The organism is Pseudomonas sp. ASL3 (assembly GCF_056680425.1).
On sequence record NZ_CM155281.1, the window covers coordinates 2,923,337 to 2,943,637 of the forward strand.

Below are 20,301 nucleotides of genomic sequence, written 5' to 3' on the forward strand. Positions count from 1 at the left end.
GTTAGTCCCGGGTCTGTTTCACAGTTGGCGATCGTATTCACCGAGCCGAAACGCGGTTCGATGACATCAATGGCAGTAATTGTTATGGGTGAAAACAACCGAGTACCTAGTGAAGATCTGCGTCTTCATGGCTGTCCGGCTCGGAGTCAAAATTGAATCAAGCCTTGTGTAATGGCAATTGCTGTTTGGGCACATTCTTGGGCTGATTCAGCACACGCCCATCAGCACAGCCTTTTCAGCACGACCAAAACGCTGATTTTTTTTCGCGCGCCCGTAATTGGTGCACTTTTGAGCAGGCTGTCATGCCAGACTTTTGTCGCGATTTGATCCGTGCTCCGCATGACGTAAGAGCAGACCCTGCCATATTTTCATCACCAGTTCGCTCTGATTGGAACGCAGGCGATGCAAGGACACGTCGAAGCTAATCCGAAACTCTGGACCGCCCGCAATCAACAACTCGCTCGACGCCAGGGCACCTTTGGCGACCATTCGTGGCAGCCAGGCGAGGCCATTGCCTCGCTTGGCCATTTCCAGAATAGCGTCGTAGGAGTCCGCTTGATAAATCATGCGCAACGCCAACCGCTGAGGCAGTCGTGCCAAGTGCTGAGCTAGCACTCCGCGCAGTGCGAGTGTCGGCGAGAACGCCAGCCAGGGGATTGTCAACGCGCTGCTGCTGGCGGAAATATGGAACATAGGTTGGCCATGATCGTCCGGTGCACTGACCGGCAGCAACTCTTCATTGACGAGCACCAACGAGTCGAAACGCTTTGGATCAATCAGGACCTGGGTCAGCGGACTGGAAAAACTCAACAGCAAGTCCACGTCACCGGCGGACAACTTCATGATCGCCTCCTGCGCACCACTGGTAACCAGTGACACTGGGAAGCAGCCGAACTGTTGGTTCAGAGACTCGTACCAGTCGGGGAAAAAATCACTTGCCAGGGTTCGTCCCGTAGCAATGCGCACCGGCTCGTCACGGCTCAATCCTCCCCCCTGAAACTGCGCCCGCACCGCTGCCAGCAACTCCACCGATTGCGTTGCAGCGTCTAGAAACAGCAGACCGCTGGGCGTCAAAGACAGCGGTTGCTTGCGCTCGATCAGCGAAGTGCCGACCCACTCCTCCAACGCCCGAATACGCCGACCAAATGCGGGATGTGTCACGCAACGGATCTCTGCGGCACGAGACAGGCTGCGAGTGCGGGCCAGTTCGATAAAGTCTTCGAGCCATTCGAGTTGCATCGTAATTTCCTGCTTGGAAGCGATAAGACGAGTTCATAGAAATATTAGCGGATTTGGTGTGCAACTACTTATCAGGGGAGGCAGTAATTAGGCCAATTCCGAGAAATTTTGTAGAGATTTTTCAAGGATTACCCGCTAACGGGGGACGAATACGGTAGCCACGACTCTTCCGATGCTAAAACACACACCTAGGGTTGTCGGGTAGTACTGGCAGAAAATCTGTCGACTGTCGAAGTCAAACCTGAGTGCCGGGTTTGCCCTGGCAATCCCTCCATTTGGCGGCCCCACCCCGATCTATGTCGTGAGAACACGCGATGTCGCCTAACCTGAATACTAATCGTGCGTTGCAAGATCAGAACGCGCTGGTGGTCAGGAAAGGAGGATCGTACCGTGAGCGTGCAGCTAAACCACACTATCGTCTGGTGCCGCGATAAGCAGAAGTCAGCGCCGTTCCTCGCTGAAGTCTTGGGCCTGCCAAGCCCTTCCCCATTCGGCCCGATGCTGGTAGTCCAACTCGATAACGGTGTCTCACTCGATTTTTACGACAACGACGGCGAGATTTTCTCCCAGCACTATGCCTTCCTGATAGGTGAAGACGACTTCGATCGGATCTTCGCCCGCATACGGGGTCAGGGGCTCCAATACTGGTCCGACCCTGGTAAGCACCATCCGGGAGAAATCAACCGGCATGACGGGGGTCGCAGGGTGTATTTCGATGATCCCGACGGCCATCTTATGGAGGTCCTCACCCGGACTTAGGATTGCGAACAACTGATAACTATAATTAACCAATCAATCTATGAATCTAGAATAAATCCTTATAAATCAATAATATATGATATAAACCGCAAAAACATGATCATTATTGTTGACGAAAACAGCCTTATTGTTTGACATAACCAACGGATCTGGCAGTCTATGAAACAGGTTTTCGACCGTGAATCAGCATTCGCTACGCATTCTCGGCAGTGCTCGAAACCTCGGGTAGCGTCAGTCTTCACCGCCGCGCCCGCACAAAAATGATAGGCCACGCCTGTCCCAAGGTGACATATGTCCAACAGCAACATTGGCAATAAGAATCAAAACCTTCGCAAACCCGTCGTCCTGATGTCCATGGGCGCTCAGGAACGCAAGGGCCATGACTATCAAGTGATGACCCACAAATACATCGTGCCGCTGGTTGATCTGGCCGGATGCGTGCCGATGTTGGTGCCGACCTGCTGCGGCACTGATGACCTCGAGCAGTATCTGGATATGGTCGACGGTGTGTATCTGACCGGTGCGGGCAGCAACATGGACCCGGCGCTATACGGTCAGGACAATCAGACTCCCGGCAAGGCGCAGGACAGGGATCGCGACACGTTTGACCTGCCCTTGATCCGCGCGGCGATCGCCCGCGGCCTGCCGATCTTCGGCGTCTGCCGCGGAATGCAGGAGATCAACGTGGCGCTGGGCGGCGACATGTACCAGAAGCTTTACGCCGAGCCCGGCTTCAACGACCACCGCGAGAATCCTGACGATCCGGTGGACGTGCAATACGAAGCAGTGCATGGGGTCCGCCTGGTACCCGACAGCTGGCTGCACAAGCTCATGCAAACCGACGAAATTCGCGTCAACTCCCTTCATGGTCAGGGCCTGAAAACCCTCGGCAAAGGCCTTGAGGCAGTGGCGCATGCAGAAGACGGGCTGGTCGAGGCCATTCACGCACCTGGCCTTTCGTCGTTCCTGTTCGCGGTGCAATGGCACCCTGAATGGCAAGCAGCGAAGAATCCCGACTCGGTGAAAATCTTCCAGACATTTGGTGATGCTTGCCGTCAACGGGTGCTGGAAAAAACGGTAAAGGGACGACTCGATACGGCGGCATGATGTATTGATGCACCCACGAAAAAGCCCGGCATATGCCGGGCTTTTTTGGGTTGTACTGCCGTCCCCTTCGCAGGCAAGCCTCCCACAGCGGATCGCAATTCCCTGTAGGAGTTCGGCGTTCGCAAATCCTGAGGCGGCGATCAGCTTGACACGATGCGTCAGAAGTTCGCAGGGGTGTTCGCGCTGATGATCTCGGCTTCGTCCTGCCCGATGTTTTGAAAGCGGTGAGGCAAGGTGGTGGAGAAGTAGTAGCCGTCGCCAGCATTGAGCACGCTGATCTGACCATCAACCGTCAGCTGGATGGTACCGCGTGTCACCAGCCCGCACTCTTCACCCTCGACATGCACAATGGGCTCCTCGCCGGAACTCGCCCCTGGCGCGTACTGCTCTCGCAGAAAACGCATCTGACGGCTCGCCACGGTCGCCCCGACGAGCAGCAGGCGCAGGCCATCGCGGCCCAGGTCGGGCTGTTCATTGGCGCGGAAGACGTACAGGTCCTCCCGAGGGGGTTGGTCAAAGGTGAAGAAGTCCGCCAAAGACATTGGTATGCCTTCGAGCAGCTTCTTCAGCGAACTGACTGAAGGGCTTACACGATTCTGTTCAATCAAGGAGATCGAAGCATTGGTGACGCCGCTGCGTCTGGCCAGCTCGCGCTGAGACAGCTTGTGGCTTTCGCGCACTAGTTTGAGTCGAGTCCCCGTGTCCATGGCAGCCTTATATGAAAAATACTCAAGGATATTGCGGGAGTAATCGTTGACGATTATGTCGGAACACTCGCCATTTCCCTGGCCCAGAGGATTGGGCGTCGAGTATTAAATCATGTTTGGCCCCAGAGCTCAGCCGATTGCAGAAATGACCGCAAAAAAGGCGGGCCAGCACTGTACTGGCCCGCCTTGATCAGTGCTTTAGATACCGAATCGATCACGCATTGCGTAATAGGCGGCACCCATTGCGGTGAGCGGCACCTGGAACGCCCGGCCGCCGATCATCGGCATGTGCGGCAGCGATGCGAAGGCATTGAAGCGCTCCGCGTCACCCCGGATCATCTCCGAGATCAATTTCCCGGCCAGGTGCGAACAGGTCACTCCATGGCCGCTGTAACCCTGCATGAAGTACGCATTCTTCTCGACGCGACCGAACTGCGGCATGCGCGACATGGTGAGCAGGAAGTTACCGGTCCAGCGGTAGTCGATCTCCACCCCTTTGAGCTGCGGGAAGGTCTTGAGGATCTTCGGCAGGATCATCTGTTCGATGTCTTTCGGCTCACGGGCACCGTAGACCACACCGCCGCCATACAGCAGTCGGTTGTCGCCGGTAATCCGGAAGTAGTCGAGCAGGTAGTTACAGTCTTCGACGCAGTAGTTGTTGGTGATCAGGCTTTTGGCCACCCGTTCCGACAGCGGCTTGGTCACGACGATTTGCGAACCACAGGGCATGCTCTTGCGCGTCACCCGTGGGTCCAGGTCCTGGCTCAGGTAAGCGTTGCCGGCGATCAGCAGGTACTTCGCCCTGACCCGGCCTTTGGCCGTGCTGATGACGTGCGGCTCGCCATACTTGATATCGACCGCTGCCGACTGTTCGAAAATCCTGCCACCGAGCCCAACGAAGGCGGCCGCTTCGCCCAATGCCAGGTTCAGAGGGTGGATATGCCCACCTGACATGTCCAACAGGCCGCCAACGTAGCTTTCCGAACCCACTTCCCTGGCGATATCGGCCGAGTCGAGCATCCGCAGTTGCTTGTTGCCATAACGCTCCCAGCTGCTCTTCTGTTCAGCGAGGCCATTGAGCTGCTTCTTGTTCAACGCAGCAAAAATGCCGCCCTGACGGTAATCACACTGAATGTCGTATTGCTTGATTCGTTGGCGGATGATGTTGCCGCCTTCGAAGATCATGCTCCCCAGCACTTCTGCAGACTTGTCGCCATAGCGCTGCTCGATGACGTCGACGTCACGGCTGTACGAGTTGACCAACTGCCCGCCATTGCGACCACTCGCCCCGAAGCCGACTTTGGCAGCCTCCAGCACCGTCACGCTGTAGCCCGCCTCAGCGAGAAACAGCGCCGATGACAGGCCGGTGTAGCCCGCGCCGATCACGCAGACATCGCACTCGACAACCTCTTCAAGCACCGGGTAATCACCGGTCTTGTTACGGGTCGCGGCGTAGTAGCTGTTTACATAAGGTTGCATCGTTGAACTCCTCGACGGGTCACCCACTGACGCAGGTGCCCGCCTTTTTTAATAGGGTTAGAGCTTGATCCAGGTGGCTTTGAGTTCGGTGTATTTATCGAACGCATGCAGGGATTTGTCGCGTCCATTACCGGATTGCTTGAAGCCGCCAAAAGGCGCAGTCATGTCGCCGCCGTCGTACTGATTGACCCAGACACTCCCCGCCCGCAGACCTCTGGCGAAGGTGTGAGCCTTGCTCAAGTCCCGCGTCCAGACGCCAGCGGCCAGACCAAACACGCTGTCGTTGGCGATGTTCAACGCTTCTTCAGCGGTGTCGAAGGTAATGACCGAAAGCACCGGGCCGAAGATCTCTTCCCGGGCAATCGTCATGGCATTGGTCACGCCATCGAAGATCGTCGGTTCGAGGTACAGGCCACCGGTTTCCTCAAGGGTTCGATTGCCACCGGCGATCAGTTGTCCGCCCTCCTGCTTGCCGATTTCGATGTACCGAAGCACGTTCTCCAGCTGGCGCGAATCAACCACGGCGCCGACCGTCGCCGCCGGGTCCAGCGCATGGCCGGGCTTCCACGCCTTCAGCGCCTCGACCACCATCGGGATAAAGCGATCCTTGATCGAGCGCTCGACTAACAACCGTGAACCGGCGGTGCAGACTTCACCCTGGTTGAAGGCAATCGCACTGGCCGCCGCCTGCGCCGCGACCTGCAGGTCCGGCGCGTCGGCAAACACCACGTTGGGGCTTTTGCCGCCCGCCTCCAGCCACACACGCTTGAGGTTGCTTTGCCCGGCATAGATCAGCAGTTGCTTGGCGACTGCCGTGGAACCGGTAAACGCCAGCGTATCGACGTCCATATGCAACGCCAGCGCCTTGCCCACGGTGTGACCGAAACCTGGCAGGACGTTGAACACGCCTTTGGGAATCCCCGCGTCCAACGCCAACTGGGCGATACGAATGGCCGTCAGTGGTGACTTCTCCGAAGGTTTGAGGATGAACGAGTTACCGGCTGCCAGGGCTGGGGCGAACTTCCAGCTGGCCATGATCAGCGGGAAGTTCCACGGCACGATCGCCGCCACCACGCCCACCGGCTCACGCATAACCAGCCCAAGCTGGTCCACCGGCGTCGGCGCGACTTCATCGTAGATCTTGTCGATCGCCTCGGCATTCCAACGGATCGCATTGGCGGTCGCCGGCACGTCGATGGCCAGGGAGTCGCTGATGGGTTTGCCCATATCGAGCGTTTCCAGCAACGCCAGCTCCTCTTGGTGGGCGAGGATCAGGTCGGCGAAACGAATGAGAATCCGTTTGCGTTCTGTCGGGGCAAGCCGTGACCACACACCCGAATCGAACGCCCGGCGAGCGACCTGAACGGCCGCATCGACATCGGCTGCGTCGGTGCTGGCAACGGTCGCGAGTAAGCGACCGTCGACCGGGCTGGTGCTGTCGAATGTTTCGCCGCTGGCGGCCCAGCAGTATTGGCCATCAATGAATGCACGACCTTCAAGTGTGAGTGACTGGAAGTGTTGCTCCCAATCGCTGCGATTCTTGATCATTTTTATAAACTCAACACAGGTAATTTTGGCGAGCGTCAGACGGTGTGCAAGTACCAGTTGTACTCAAGGTCTGAAATGGTGTTTTCAAACTCGGCCAGCTCGCTTTCCTTGCAGGCGACAAATACATCGATGTAGAGGGGATCGATATAACGCGCCATGACTTCACTGTCGTCCAGCTCACGCAGCGCATCGCGCAGATTGTTGGGCAGGCTTTGTTCGTTCTGCTCGTAGGAGTTGCCTTCGACCGGTGGGCCAGGCTCGATCTTGTTGGTCAGACCGTGATGGATCCCGGCGAGGACCGATGCCATCAGCAAATACGGGTTGGCATCGGCACCCGCGACACGGTGTTCGATACGAACAGCGTCAGGCGAGCCGGTCGGCACCCGTACTGCAACAGTACGGTTGTCGATCCCCCAGCTTGGCGAGTTGGGCACATAGAACTGCGCGCCAAAACGACGGTAGGAGTTGACGTTCGGGCAGAGGAAAGCCATCTGCGCCGGCAGGGTCTCGAGCACACCGCCGATCGCGTGACGCAATGCGGCGTTCTGCTCGGGATCCTCACTGGTGAAGATGTTCTTGCCTTCCTTGTCGAGAATCGAGATATGGACGTGCAGCCCGTTACCTGCCTGGCCTGGGTAAGGCTTGGCCATGAACGTGGTGTCCATCTCATGGTCGTAGGCGATGTTCTTGACCAGACGCTTGAGCAACACCGCGTAGTCGCAGGCCTTGATCGGGTCGGCAACATGGTGCAGGTTCACTTCGAACTGCGCCGGGGCACTTTCCTTGACAATGGCGTCAGCCGGGATGCCCTGCTCTTTCGCGCCTTCCAGAATGTCCTGAAGGCAGTCGACGTACTCGTCCAGGTCATCGATCAGATAGACCTGGGTCGAATGCGGGCGTTTGCCGGAGATTGGCGAGCGTGGCGACTGCGGACGACCGTTCAAGTTGTCCTGATCGATCAGGTAGAACTCCAGTTCGAACGCGGCGCAAATGGTCAGACCCATTTCATCGAACTTGCTGACGACTTGACGCAGCACTTCCCTGGGGTCGGCGAAAAACGGCTGACCTTCAAGCTCATGCATGGTCATCAGCAATTGCGCGGTCGGGCGTTTTTGCCAAGGCTCGACACACAGGGTATCGGGGATGGGATAACAAATCCGGTCCGAATCGCCGATATCCAGACCCAGACCGGTGCTTTCCACCGTCGAGCCATTGATATCCAGGGCAAACAGCGAGGCAGGCAGGTTGATGCCGTTCTCGTAGACCTTGTGGAGACTGGTGCGCTCGATACGTTTGCCACGCACTACACCGTTCATATCTGCAATCAGAAGGTCGACGTACAAAACCTCAGGATGTTTCTTAAGGAATGCGTTCGCTTCGTTGAGCTGAACGGCACGCAGAGGTACCGACATAATGAAACACCTATGATGTTAATAATAATATTCACCGCCCTTTCACTATTTCAGTCAATCCGAAAGGCCAAAGGAAGTCAATAGACCTATTTTGCACCAAAACAGGGCAATAATTCGCCAGTCGTACGGCGGACGACTTTATATTCCGAACATCCTTGCCGTTTCGTGTGGAATTTTTTACGGAGGAGTTGTTAATTAAAATCAACGAGGCTAAGCTCCGAAAAAACTCGCTCAATGTGTTTCCCGAGGTGAATAAAAATGGCAATCAAGCCATTGGTCGACGTCAGCGCCTGCCTACAGGCCGCCCATGCCGTGAATGCTCAATCCAGCAATCTGTCGCCCCCTCTACGGGCCGAGGCCACCGCGCCCGCCTGAGCGACCACCCAAGACACCACTCAATCATCCCGACGCCACTGCGCAGTGGCCCGTGCGTCAGTGCGCGCGCCACGCGGTGGCCAGACAGTTATCACGAAAACAAGAAGCAGCGTTGGGCGGCCAGGACAGCCGCATGGATGAACCCACCGAGCAGGCTGTGTAAAACCACGGACCGCTCGGATGGGTTTGAAATCACTCTATTAAGTCCGGCCGTATTGGCCCGACTGCTAACACCCGTTGGGAGTTTCACATGGCAAACGCCTCCAGCATTTACAGGAAGGCCCTCGAAGGCAATCCGCACCCCAAGAAGGTGCTGGTTAAAATCGACCGCGTAACCAAGAAGTTTGACGAGACGATTGCCGTGGACGATGTGTCCCTGGAAATCCGCCAGGGCGAAATCTTCGCCTTACTGGGTGGTTCCGGCTCAGGCAAATCAACGCTGCTGCGCATGCTCGCCGGCTTCGAGCGCCCGACCGAGGGACGTATCCTCCTCGACGGCGTGGACATCACCGACATGCCGCCCTACGAGCGGCCGATCAACATGATGTTCCAGTCCTACGCGCTGTTCCCGCACATGACCGTGGCCCAGAACATCGCCTTTGGACTGAAGCAGGATCGACTTCCTACCGCCGAAATCGAAGCCCGCGTAGAAGAAATGCTCAAGCTGGTGCAGATGAGCCAATACGCCAGGCGCAAGCCGCATCAGCTATCCGGCGGTCAGCGTCAACGGGTCGCCCTGGCGCGCTCGCTGGCGAAAAAGCCGAAGCTGTTGTTGCTGGACGAGCCCATGGGTGCGCTGGACAAGAAACTGCGCCAACAGATGCAACTTGAGTTGGTGGAGATCATCGAGCGGGTCGGCGTGACCTGCATCATGGTGACCCACGATCAGGAAGAGGCCATGACCATGGCCCAGCGCATCTCCATCATGCACCTGGGCTGGATCGCCCAGACCGGTAGCCCGGTGGACATCTACGAAGCCCCTGTGAGCCGCCTGGTGTGCGAATTCATCGGCAACGTGAACGCCTTCGACGGCATCGTGACCGAAGATGAGGAAGGCTACGCGATCATCAAAAGTCCGGACCTTGCGCAGAACATCTACGTCGGCCACGGCGTCAGCACCTCGGTAGAAGACAAGGCGGTCACCTACGCCATTCGCCCGGAAAAAATGCTGGTGACAACGTTGCAGCCTGACTCCCGCTACAACTGGGCCAAGGGCAAGGTGCACGACATTGCCTACCTGGGTGGGCACTCGGTGTTTTACGTGCAACTGCCAAGCGGCAAGATCGTCCAGTCGTTCATGGCCAACGCCGAACGCCGTGGCACGCGCCCTACCTGGGACGACACCGTCTATGTCTGGTGGGAGGATGACAGCGGCGTGGTACTGCGCTCATGAGCACTATTAACAAGCGGATTCAGCAGTTGATACCGAGCGGCCGGCAACTGGTCATCGGTATTCCCTTCATCTGGCTATGCCTGTTTTTCATGCTGCCGTTCTTCATTGTGACGAAGATCAGCTTTTCTGAAGCAGCGCTGGCCATTCCACCCTACACAGAGATTTACAGCTTCGCCGAACAGAAGTTTCAACTGCTCCTGAACCTCAGCAACTACGGGATGCTGGCGGACGATGGCCTGTACATCTCCGCGTACCTGGGCTCCTTGAAAGTGGCCTTCTTCAGTACGCTGATGTGTCTGGTGATTGGCTTCCCGATGGCCTATGCCATCTCCAAGGCCCGCAAGGAGGCGCAGACCGTATTGCTGCTGTTGATCATGATGCCGACCTGGACGGCCATCCTGATCAGGGTTTACGCCTGGATGGGCATCCTGAGCAACAACGGGCTGCTGAATGCATTTTTGCTGTGGACCGGCCTGATTGACCAACCGATAGAGATATTGAACACCAACACCGCGGTGTATATCGGCGTCGTGTATGCCTACCTGCCATTCATGGTGTTGCCGCTGTTCGCCAACCTGGTCAAGCACGACCAGAGCCTGCTTGAGGCCGCATCAGACCTGGGGTCGAGCACCTTCAACAGCTTCTGGAAAATCACCGTGCCCATGGCCAGGAACGGCATCGTCGCCGGCTGCATGCTGGTGTTCATTCCGGTTGTCGGTGAGTTCGTCATCCCCGAGCTGCTCGGTGGACCGGAAACCCTGATGATCGGCCGAGTGCTGTGGCAGGAGTTCTTCAACAACCGCGACTGGCCTGTCGCCTCGGCATTGGCGGTGATCATGCTGGCGATCCTGATCGTGCCCATTTTGCTCTTCAACCGCAGCCAAGCCAAAGAGATGGAGGGACGGGCATGAACCGTTTCGGGTTTTCAAGATTGATGCTGATCCTCGGCCTGTTGTTTATCTACATGCCGATGGTGATTTTGGTGATCTACTCCTTCAACGCCTCCAAGCTGGTGACGGTGTGGGGCGGCTGGTCCACTCACTGGTACGCCGGCCTGCTCGACAACAAGCAACTGATGGGCTCTGTGGGCAGGTCCCTTGAAGTGGCCTGCAACACCGCAATCTCCGCCGTGATCCTCGGCACATTGGCGGCGTTCGTGCTGACCCGCGTCACCCGCTTCAAAGGCCGCACGCTGTTTGGTGGTCTGGTGACCGCGCCGCTGGTCATGCCGGAGGTCATCACCGGCCTGTCCTTGTTGCTGCTGTTCATCGCCATGGCGCAGATTCTGGGCTGGCCTCAAGAGCGTGGCCTGATGACGATCTGGATCGCTCACACCACCTTCTGTTCCGCCTATGTCGCAGTGGTGGTTTCGTCACGCTTGCGTGAACTGGATCTGTCCATCGAGGAAGCGGCCATGGACCTGGGGGCACGCCCGTGGAAGGTATTTGCGCTGATCACCATCCCAATGATCGCTCCGTCACTGGCAGCGGGCGGCATGATGTCCTTCGCCTTGTCCCTCGACGACCTGGTGCTCGCCAGCTTCGTTTCGGGACCGGGTTCGACGACCTTGCCAATGGAGGTGTTCTCCGCAGTACGTCTGGGGGTCAAACCAGAGATCAACGCCATTGCGAGCCTGATCCTGCTGTCTGTGTCCTTCATCACCTTCCTGATCTGGTACTTCGGTCGTCGGGCAGAGGCCAATCGCAAACGCGCTGTCCAAGAAGCCATGGAGTACACCGCGAACGAATCGTGGAAACAACCTGAGCCACGCATGGCAGGTGCGGTTGCCTAGGCAGCCGCGTTTCACCGACCAGCAGACGGCAAGCGTTCGCTGATTGAGTGTAGAGGCGACGCCCCGGCACTCAATCAGTATCCGTCGACTTCAACGACTGCTTCGGCGAACGCTTGAGGTGCTTCCTGCGGCAGGTTATGGCCAACGCCCTTGATGATCCGGTGCGTCCGCTTGCCGGAGAATTTCCTGGCATAGGACGTGCCGTCCGTGGCCGGTGCGACACCATCGGAATCACCATCGAGGGTGATCGTGGGCACAGCGATGACGGGGCCTTCCGCAAGGCGCTTTTCCAGCTCGTCGTATTGCGGTTCGCCTGCAGCCAGGCTCAGCCGCCAGCGGTAGTTGTGGATCACGATAGCGATGTAATCCGGGTTATCGAAGGAGGCTGCGGTGCGATTGAACGTGGCATCGTCGAAGTCCCACTTCGGCGAGTTGGACTTCCAGATGATATGGGCAAATTCGCGCCGGTTTGTCTCGTAGCCCATCCGACCGCGTTCTGTGGCGAAGTAAAACTGGTACCACCATCCGTACTCAGCCTTTGGCGGCAACGGTAGCTTGTTGCGTTCAAGGTTGTTGATCAGATAACCATTCACCGAGACCATGGCCTTGCAGCGCTCCGGCCAGAGCGCCGCGATGATATTGGCCGTCCGCGCGCCCCAATCATAACCGGCGAGGATCGCCGTCTGGATCTTCAGAGCATCCATCAACGCGATGATATCGAGAGCGACCACCGACTGCTGGGCATTGCGGAATGTTTCGCTTGAAAGAAAGCGCGTCGTGCCGTGACCGCGCAGATGCGGGACGATCACCCGGTAACCTGCCGACGCCAGCAAAGGGCTGACATCGACAAAGCTGTGAATGTCGTAGGGCCAACCGTGCAGAAGAATGACCACAGGACCATCGGCAGGGCCCGCTTCAGCGTATCCGACATTCAGGAGGCCGGCATCGATCTGCTTCAGTGAGCCGAACGAGGTGTTCGTCCCCGGCTTGATCGTGGGCAGAGCTGCCGATTTTGCCGTACTGGACTGCGCATTCGCAGACCCGATCAGGCCGAGCTGGGCGGCAGCGAGGGTTACGGCCGCGGTGCCAATCAGGCGGCGGCGATCATGGTTGATTTCTTCGGACATTTGTCTCTCTCCAATTGGATTGCCAGCCCGTGCTTTTACTTCGCTGTTCCACGGGTGTCGTTAGTGGCTTTACCGTCAGCCTTCGCCTCCTCCAACAACGTCTGAATCACCTTCTCCTGAGTGTCGTACCGGCCTTCGCCGAAATGGCTATAGCGAATCTGGCCCTTGGCATCGATGAAATAGTGGGCGGGCCAGTACTGATTGTCGAATGCGCGCCAGATCGCGTAGTTATTATCGATGGCGACCGGGTAGCCGATGCCGAGCTGCTTGACCTGCTGACGGACATTGTCGAGGATTTTCTCGTAGCCGTACTCAGGCGTATGGACGCCAATCACCACCAGTCCATCTTTCTCGTACTTCTTCGCCCACCCGTTCACATAGGGCAGCGTGTGTTGGCAGTTGATGCAATCGTAGGTCCAGAAGTCCACCAGGACCACTTTGCCATGCAGTGACTCGCTGCTGAGAGGCGCAGAATTCAGCCACTCGACCGCGCCAGACAGTGACGGCATGCGGCCATTCGCTGCCAATTCCGTTGATGACTCCGCGCTGACTTTGCTGACGATATAGTCGACCGCCTTGGGGACCGTTTCCAGAAGGCTTTGCTCGACGGCATTGGCGCCCTGGGAAGAGGTGCCGGCGAGCAGTGTGTTATCGGCTCCGGTGGCAATGACCACAGCCGCCAGCAACATCGCGCAACCCGCGCCGCGTCTCAGCCAGCCGATGACCGGTATCGAGGGTTTCAATCGGTTGACCAGGCCTCGGCCGGCGAAGATCAGCGTGCCCAGGGACAATGCGCTACCCAGGCCATAGGCCAGCAGCAACAGGCTGGTTTCTGCGCTCGCGCCCTGGAGCATGGCCCCCGTGAGGATTACCCCGAGGATCGGCCCGGCACAAGGCGCCCAGAGCAACCCCGTTGCGACGCCTGCCAGCACCGAGGCCACCGGGCCAGACATCTTGCGGGCGGCGGGATCGATACGGTTGCCGAGCATGACCAAGGGGCGTGCCAGCCAGGTGCCGACCCTGGCCGAAATCAGCGACAGGGCGAACAGCACCATGACGATCAGCGCCAAATGCCGCCCGGTGTTATTGGCCTGTACCACCCAATCGCTGCTCACCACCGCGAGGCTCGACACCAGCGCGAAGGTCAACACCATGCCGCTCAAGGTTAAAAAGATCGAGGAACGTGACCGGTCCGAACGGGCGAACAGGAACGGAACGACCGGAAGAATGCAGGGGCTGAGGACAGTCAATATCCCGCCCAGAAAAGCGATGAGTAGCATGCGGATCACCTGCTGAGTGTGGGGCTAGGGTGGGTTAAGCGAGCGACCTTTTCGCTCGCGACCAAGTCAGGCGTTTCAGGCCTCGCGCAGACGCTCTTGGCGCTGACCCTGCGGGGTGGACTGGACGGAGCCTATTGAATGCCCTTGAGGTATCTCGTCTGTGTCGGAAACAGCGCCGGTTAAATCGGCAAGTATCAAAGTGGCACCTGGATACACAGCGATACATGTCACCGAAAAAACCGCTTTTTTGCGTCTGCGTGTATCCAGTGCGCGCCAGATACACTGCAATACAAAGGGTTGCGGGCAAGCCCATAGCGGCTCGCTAGAATGCGCACAGAGCAAACGTTGACAGAGGCTGAGCGAATGGATCATGTCGATCATATTTTGATAGTGGATGATGATCGCGAGATCAGAGAACTGGTGGGCAACTACCTGAAGAAGAACGGCCTGCGCACGACGGTGGTGGCCGATGGTCGTCAGATGCGTAGCTTCCTTGAGTCCACACCGGTCGATCTGATCGTGCTCGACATCATGCTTCCGGGCGACGACGGCCTGCTGCTGTGTCGCGAGCTGCGCGCCGGGAAACACAAAGCCACCCCGGTACTGATGCTCACCGCCCGCAACGATGAAACCGACCGCATCATCGGCCTGGAGATGGGCGCCGACGATTACCTGGTCAAGCCATTCGCCGCCCGCGAGTTGCTGGCCCGGATCAATGCCGTGCTCAGGCGCACCCGAATGCTGCCACCGAACCTGGTGGTCACCGAAAGCGGCCGCCTGCTCGGCTTCGGTCGATGGCGCCTGGACACCTCTGCCCGTCATCTGCTGGACAAGGACGGCACCATGGTCGCCCTGAGTGGCGCCGAGTATCGTCTGTTGCGGGTATTCCTCGATCATCCGCAGCGGGTGCTCAATCGCGACCAATTGCTCAACTTGACCCAGGGCCGCGACGCCGATCTGTTCGACCGTTCCATCGATCTGCTGGTGAGCCGCCTGCGCCAACGCCTGCTGGATGACGCCCGCGAACCGGCCTACATCAAGACCGTGCGCAGTGAGGGGTACGTGTTTTCCCTCCCAGTGGAAATTCTGGGTGCGCAACCTTGACCTTCTCGTTGCGCTGGCCGCGCACGCTGGTGTCCCAGCTGTCGCTGATCTTTCTGGTGAGTCTGATCCTCGCCCACGGCCTCTCCTTCAGCCTGCAATTCTACGAACGCTACCAGAGCGCGAAATCGACGATGCTGGGCAATCTGGAAAGCGATGTGTCGACGTCGATTGCCATACTCGACCGCTTACCGGCCGCCGAGCGCGCAGCCTGGCTACCGCGCCTGGAGCGGCAGAATTATCGCTACCTGCTGGATAAAGGCGAGGCCCGTGTCCCCATGGACATGAGTGATGCGCCTGTCGCGGTGCGCTCGATTGAGGGCGCCATCGGCCAGGACTATTCATTGACGTACTCCAACATCCCAGGAAAACAGAAGCATTTCCAGACACACCTGAATCTCAGCGATGGAGCCCCGGTCACGATAGATGTCCTCCCTACCGGCATGCCCTACGCGCTCTGGTTGCCTGTGGTTTTGCTGCTACAGCTTGGATTATTGATTGGCTGCACCTGGCTGGCCGTGAGAATCGCCATCCGCCCACTGACGCGGCTGGCACGGGCCGTGGAAACCCTGGATCCCAATACCCACGCCTCGCACCTGGATGAGAGTGGTCCTACCGAGGTCGCCTACGCCGCAGCCGCCTTCAACGCGATGCAGGACCGTATCGCTTCCTATCTGAAGGAGCGGATGCAGTTACTCGCCGCTATTTCCCATGACCTGCAAACGCCCATCACTCGCATGAAGCTGCGGGCCGAATTCATGGACGACTCCACCGAGAAGGGCAAGCTCTGGAACGACCTGGATGAAATGGAGCATCTGGTTCGCGAAGGCGTTGCCTATGCACGTAGTGTCCACGGCTCTACCGAGAGCAGCTGTCGCATCGACCTGGATTCCTTTCTCGATAGCCTGGTCTTCGACTATCAGGACATGGGCAAACAGGTGCAGCTCGCCGGGAAAAACGGCGCGATAATCGATACCAGACCGCATGCCCTGCGGCGAGTACTGGTCAACCTGGTGGACAACGCGTTGAAATTCGCTGGCGCGGCGGAACTGGTGGTGAACTCAAAGACCGACGGCAACCTGTCGATCAAGGTACTGGATCGCGGCCCGGGGATCGCCGAGGACGAGTTGGCAGAGGTGATGAAGCCTTTCTATCGCGTGGAAAGCTCGCGCAATCGGAGTACCGGCGGCACGGGGTTGGGCTTGGCCATCGCCCAGCAATTGGCCTTGGCCATCGGCGGCTCATTGACCCTGAGCAACCGCGAAGGTGGCGGCCTGTGTGCAGAGCTTAAATTGGGCGTCAGGACAGGTGGATAGGATATGTCGCCCCGTCTTCGACGCCGCGCTGTCGCGCAGCAAACTCGGTCTCTGTAGGAGCTGCCGGAGGCTGCGATAGGCCGGGGTCGCGTCCGACACGAAGGACCTTCCAGCAATATCGTGTCCAGCCATTTTTCGACTGCTTCGGTCGGACGCGACCCGGGACCGATCGCAGACAAGTCAGCTCCTGCCGGGTATCAGCGTTTGGCTAAAAATTGCATACACCACCAAACGTCAACAGACCCTAGGTGCGGAAGCGTCCGACCAAGGCCTGCAGATGAGTGCCCAGGCGTGCCAGCTCGATGCTTGACGCCGCAGTCTCTTCGCTAGCGGCGGCGGTCTGTTCGGACACATCGCGCACGTTGAGTACACTGCGGTTGATCCCTTCAGCGACTGCGCTTTGCTGTTCGGCGGCGGCGGCGATTTGCTGGTTCATCGATTGGATCGTCGACACGGTGCGGGTGATGCTTTCCAGCGACGTCCCGGCTCTGCGGGTCAGCTCCACACTGCTGTCGGTCAGGCCGCGGCTGTTTTCCAGGATGCTGGCTACCTGTTGGGTACCGCTCTGCAGGCCGCTGATCAGCGCTTCGATTTCCTCGGTCGAGTTCTGCGTGCGCCGGGCCAGGCGACGTACTTCATCGGCGACCACCGCGAAACCGCGCCCGGCCTCACCGGCACGCGCCGCTTCGATCGCCGCGTTGAGTGCCAGCAGGTTGGTTTGCTGCGCCACGGATTTGATCACGTCGAGGACGCTGCCGATCTTGTCGCTTTCACGCTTGAGGTCGTTCATGGCGGCGGTGGAGTTGCCCACTTCGGTGGCCAGACGGCCAATCTGCTGCATCACTTCGCTCACTACCTTGTCGCCTTCGCGAGCCTCACGATCAGCGCCTGTCGCCGCTTCAGAGGCTTGTTCGGCGCTGCGTGCGACCTCCTGAACCGTCGCGGTCATTTCATGCATGGCGGTGGCGACCTGATCGGTCTCGACTTTCTGATTGTTGACTCCGGCACTGGTCTGCTCGGTCACTGCCGAGAGCTGTTCGGCGGCGCTGGCGATCTGGGTGACGCCGTCGCGGATGCCGCCGATCAGCTCGCGCAGATTGACCGTCATGCGTTGCATGCTGGCCTGCAGCTTGCCCAACTCGTCACGACGGTTGACCTTGAGATTCTCGCCAAGATCGCCCGAGGCCACACGCTCGGCGACGCGCAGCGTCTCCTGCAGTGGCCCGACGATCTGCCGGGTGATGACCCAGGCAGCGATGATGCCCAGTAGCAAGGCGGCGACGGCAGCACTGCCAAGCAGGATCTTGGCTTGCTCGGAGTCCTTGTCACGCTTCACCGTTTGGTCGGCAGACATCTGCTCACACAATTCAAGCAGCCGGATCACTTGGTCGTTCAGAACCTTCTGCGCGTGTTCAGCGGTCAGTTGCGCGTCATGGAATTGACCTACGGTGCTGCGGTAGCCCAGCAGCGCCTGGCTGACCCGCTGCATGCCAGCAGCTTGCTCGGAAGGCATTTTTTCGGCCACCTGTTTGATAGCATTCCGCGCCTGGTCGATGGCCTCCAGTGCGGGCTGCTCCAGCTCGGCTTTGCCGCTGTAGGTATAACCGCGCAATTCGAACCGCGCCTTCTGAATCAGCATCTTCTGATCGACAATCGCATCAAGCAGCTTTTCTTGCTTCTGCATATCCTCCTCAGGAACCACAACCTTGTGCAGTTCGTCGCCAACCTTGTCGAGCTCACTCACGGCGACGTCGGCATACTTGCCAAATACACTGCGGGTGGCTTCGCGAGCCGTGATGGCCTGGGTAAATTGGTTGAACACCTCGCGGTATTTGCCCACGTCTTCGATACCCTCCTCTATCGCCTGGATATCGCGAGTCGTCTTATGCAAGGTGTGGGCACGCTGTAGATGTTGATCGAGATTATCCAGGGTCTTGAGCACGACGGCCGCCTGCTCGCCATCGTAACTGATGGTATAGAGCAGGCGTGCTATGCGCAGGTCCCGGGTAATGTCACCCAGCTTGGAAATCGACGCCAGTTTGTCACCGCGTTCGACCAGCGAATTCAGTCCAAACCAACCGGTAAGGGTGATCATCAGCGTCAACAGCAAGACCAGGCCAAAACCCAGCGCAAGTTTAAGATTGACACTGATATTGCCCAGCGCCTGTGCGATTGATCCAAACATTGGGGGTTTCTCCAAGAAGACCTCTACTAGAGGTAGAGGTTGTAATTCCATAGGCTGTTCATCCAGCCCCCACACACTAACGTCGAGACAAATGTTGGCAAGTCAGTACTAAAAGTGTTCAAGGTGCACGTTTGTCGCTCCATGAAGGGATGGAGTTTCTCGGGCATTGTCGGCAGTTTTTTCTTCGCTGTCGGGACGACTGGGGGCACGATCGATATGCGCAGAAACGCTGCGACCACTCAAGGCTGGCGAGGCTTTTATGTGGCTGTAGACATGCTGAACCCGGCGTTCTTCGCGACGAAATGAGGCTAGAAGGCCTGTCACAAAAAATCAATATTCACTCTAAAATAATTACTATTGGAATAAATATTGAAATTTGCCTTTCGGCTGGAAAATAAGTAGCGCAGATGGCTTTCTGCAGATGGTCTACGCTCTCCACCACCTAGTCACGCTTGGAAGGGGCAATTCCATGACACCACACCGTTGTGATTCAGCGCGCGCCTTGGTGGCGTTAGTTCTATTGGGTTGTGATCGTCCGACGAATCAATATATCTCTGGCAGCAGACCACTCATACCGATCTGGTACGTGCCCAATCCTATTCAACACCCCGGTGCTCTTCGGGTCAGTCAGCGCTATCCAGCCGAGCGGAAATAGCACTCTAGTGTGCTGTTCTGGAAATAATTTATCCGCCAGCCTGTAAGGCCATCGCCTTACGGGCACGCGGTATCGCGACGTTTACTTCGTCGCACCGGTCTTCTTCACCGACTCAAGCCAGGCGGGATTCAATTGATACTGGTCGGTATCGATTGCCAGGGCCGCCATGCACTCTTTGTGTTGGTCGATATCTCGCACCATCTGGCTGAGAGCGCTGGAGTTGCCATCCAACTGGTGCATCTGCGTGAGTCCCAGATGATAAAAGCGCAGCAGTTTCATGGCCGCCGGATCACGGGCCAGCACGCCGACAGTGACGTCATGCATGACGTTGGTAATGCTCATCAGGCTACGTTTGAGTTGCCAGCCGTAGACGGCAGGCGCCATCCATGGCTGCGACCAGAATTTGAACCGCACCAGCGCCACGGTCAGCACCAGCCCGGCAATAACGCCGCCCAGATTCAAGCGAAAATTATCGCCATCGGGTTCGCCGAATAGCATCACGGCAAGGCTAGACAGCACCACGGCCAGCAGCGCGAAGATCAGCGCAACGATCAGCGTGCTGCGTCGCGTTTGCCGTCGATATGTTTCAGGACTCAACTGCTTGATCTCGAACATAACCACTGCAGGATTCCTTTGTTGAATTGATCATTAGATTGCGCGGCATTATCGCCTGTAGAGAGGCGCACAGATACGCTTAATAAATCGGCCCACGTTTCGTAGATGCTGCTCAACACACCATGGAGCGGCTTCCCGGAGCCAAACAGATGCTTTTGCCGGACGGCCCCTCTTTGTCGTGACTGTTACGCCGAAATCATCTTTAGCTGTT

At 57.9% G+C, this 20,301-nt stretch carries 16 protein-coding genes and 1 pseudogene; 7 read left to right on the forward strand and 10 right to left on the reverse strand.

What is annotated here, in order from left to right; all coding sequences use genetic code 11:
• Positions 1–300 precede the first annotated feature (300 nt).
• On the reverse strand, positions 301–1,239 hold the full coding sequence (locus AC1MEE_RS13425) for a LysR family transcriptional regulator (RefSeq protein ID WP_480415811.1): 939 nt from the start codon (positions 1,237–1,239) through the stop codon (positions 301–303).
• Between the two features lie 390 nt (positions 1,240–1,629).
• Between AC1MEE_RS13425 and AC1MEE_RS13430 the strand changes: the two genes are divergently transcribed.
• Both AC1MEE_RS13430 and AC1MEE_RS13435 read left to right on the forward strand, forming a co-directional pair.
• Positions 1,630–1,998, forward strand: coding sequence for a VOC family protein (locus AC1MEE_RS13430; protein ID WP_480415812.1), 369 nt, complete (start codon positions 1,630–1,632; stop codon positions 1,996–1,998).
• Positions 1,999–2,289: 291 nt separating this feature from the next.
• Positions 2,290–3,105 (forward strand): gamma-glutamyl-gamma-aminobutyrate hydrolase family protein, encoded by an 816-nt coding sequence (locus tag AC1MEE_RS13435; RefSeq protein ID WP_480415813.1) that lies wholly within the window; start codon positions 2,290–2,292, stop codon positions 3,103–3,105.
• Between the two features lie 158 nt (positions 3,106–3,263).
• Here the strand turns inward: AC1MEE_RS13435 and AC1MEE_RS13440 are convergent, their stop codons facing one another.
• The 4 genes from AC1MEE_RS13440 to AC1MEE_RS13455 form a co-directional block, all read right to left on the reverse strand.
• Positions 3,264–3,812 (reverse strand): cupin domain-containing protein, encoded by a 549-nt coding sequence (locus AC1MEE_RS13440; RefSeq protein WP_480415814.1) that lies wholly within the window; start codon positions 3,810–3,812, stop codon positions 3,264–3,266.
• 198 nt (positions 3,813–4,010) lie between these two features.
• The gene (locus AC1MEE_RS13445) at positions 4,011–5,291 is read right to left on the reverse strand and encodes an NAD(P)/FAD-dependent oxidoreductase (protein WP_480415815.1); all 1,281 of its coding nucleotides are present in this window, start codon (positions 5,289–5,291) and stop codon (positions 4,011–4,013) included.
• A gap of 57 nt (positions 5,292–5,348) precedes the next feature.
• Positions 5,349–6,839, reverse strand: a complete 1,491-nt coding sequence (locus AC1MEE_RS13450; protein WP_480415816.1) for an aldehyde dehydrogenase — start codon at positions 6,837–6,839, stop codon at positions 5,349–5,351.
• Between the two features lie 35 nt (positions 6,840–6,874).
• Entirely contained in the window at positions 6,875–8,251 is a 1,377-nt protein-coding gene (locus tag AC1MEE_RS13455; RefSeq protein ID WP_480415817.1) for a glutamine synthetase family protein, read from the reverse strand.
• A 625-nt stretch (positions 8,252–8,876) separates the two neighbouring features.
• Here AC1MEE_RS13455 and potA point away from each other — a divergent pair.
• From potA to AC1MEE_RS13470, 3 genes are read left to right on the forward strand one after another with little or no spacing between them, the layout of a single operon-like run.
• The gene (gene potA, locus AC1MEE_RS13460; RefSeq protein WP_480415818.1) at positions 8,877–10,019 is read left to right on the forward strand and encodes a polyamine ABC transporter ATP-binding protein; all 1,143 of its coding nucleotides are present in this window, start codon (positions 8,877–8,879) and stop codon (positions 10,017–10,019) included.
• A gap of 29 nt (positions 10,020–10,048) precedes the next feature.
• Positions 10,049–10,930 carry an ABC transporter permease subunit gene (locus AC1MEE_RS13465; RefSeq protein ID WP_480416226.1) on the forward strand — a complete coding sequence of 294 codons (882 nt, stop codon included), beginning with the start codon at positions 10,049–10,051 and terminating at the stop codon, positions 10,928–10,930.
• Entirely contained in the window at positions 10,927–11,811 is an 885-nt protein-coding gene (locus AC1MEE_RS13470) for an ABC transporter permease subunit (RefSeq protein WP_480415819.1), read from the forward strand. The genes AC1MEE_RS13465 and AC1MEE_RS13470 overlap by 4 nt, the downstream gene beginning before the upstream one ends.
• Positions 11,812–11,885: 74 nt before the next feature.
• Here the strand turns inward: AC1MEE_RS13470 and AC1MEE_RS13475 are convergent, their stop codons facing one another.
• Positions 11,886–12,938 carry an alpha/beta fold hydrolase gene (locus tag AC1MEE_RS13475; protein ID WP_480415820.1) on the reverse strand — a complete coding sequence of 351 codons (1,053 nt, stop codon included), beginning with the start codon at positions 12,936–12,938 and terminating at the stop codon, positions 11,886–11,888.
• A 35-nt stretch (positions 12,939–12,973) separates the two neighbouring features.
• A complete protein-coding gene (locus AC1MEE_RS13480) occupies positions 12,974–14,218 on the reverse strand; it encodes a cytochrome c biogenesis protein DipZ (RefSeq protein ID WP_480415821.1) in 1,245 nt (414 codons plus the stop codon).
• Between the two features lie 363 nt (positions 14,219–14,581).
• Between AC1MEE_RS13480 and AC1MEE_RS13485 the strand changes: the two genes are divergently transcribed.
• Both AC1MEE_RS13485 and AC1MEE_RS13490 read left to right on the forward strand, forming a co-directional pair.
• Positions 14,582–15,322 carry a response regulator gene (locus AC1MEE_RS13485; RefSeq protein ID WP_480415822.1) on the forward strand — a complete coding sequence of 247 codons (741 nt, stop codon included), beginning with the start codon at positions 14,582–14,584 and terminating at the stop codon, positions 15,320–15,322.
• Positions 15,319–16,635: an ATP-binding protein gene (locus tag AC1MEE_RS13490; RefSeq protein ID WP_480415823.1), complete on the forward strand. Its 1,317-nt coding sequence runs from the start codon at positions 15,319–15,321 to the stop codon at positions 16,633–16,635. The genes AC1MEE_RS13485 and AC1MEE_RS13490 overlap by 4 nt, the downstream gene beginning before the upstream one ends.
• Before the next feature lie 244 nt (positions 16,636–16,879).
• On the opposite strand, the gene AC1MEE_RS13495 is transcribed toward AC1MEE_RS13490, so the two are convergent.
• From AC1MEE_RS13495 to AC1MEE_RS13505, 3 genes and pseudogenes are all read right to left on the reverse strand, one after another.
• Positions 16,880–17,752, reverse strand: a complete 873-nt coding sequence (locus tag AC1MEE_RS13495; RefSeq protein ID WP_480416227.1) for a methyl-accepting chemotaxis protein — start codon at positions 17,750–17,752, stop codon at positions 16,880–16,882.
• Positions 17,735–18,871: pseudogene (locus AC1MEE_RS13500) on the reverse strand (methyl-accepting chemotaxis protein); the annotation flags it as partial. The pseudogene AC1MEE_RS13500 and the gene AC1MEE_RS13495, both read right to left, overlap by 18 nt.
• Positions 18,872–19,556: 685 nt before the next feature.
• Positions 19,557–20,090 (reverse strand): DUF3087 domain-containing protein, encoded by a 534-nt coding sequence (locus tag AC1MEE_RS13505; protein WP_480416228.1) that lies wholly within the window; start codon positions 20,088–20,090, stop codon positions 19,557–19,559.
• Between the last annotated feature and the right edge of the window lie 211 nt (positions 20,091–20,301).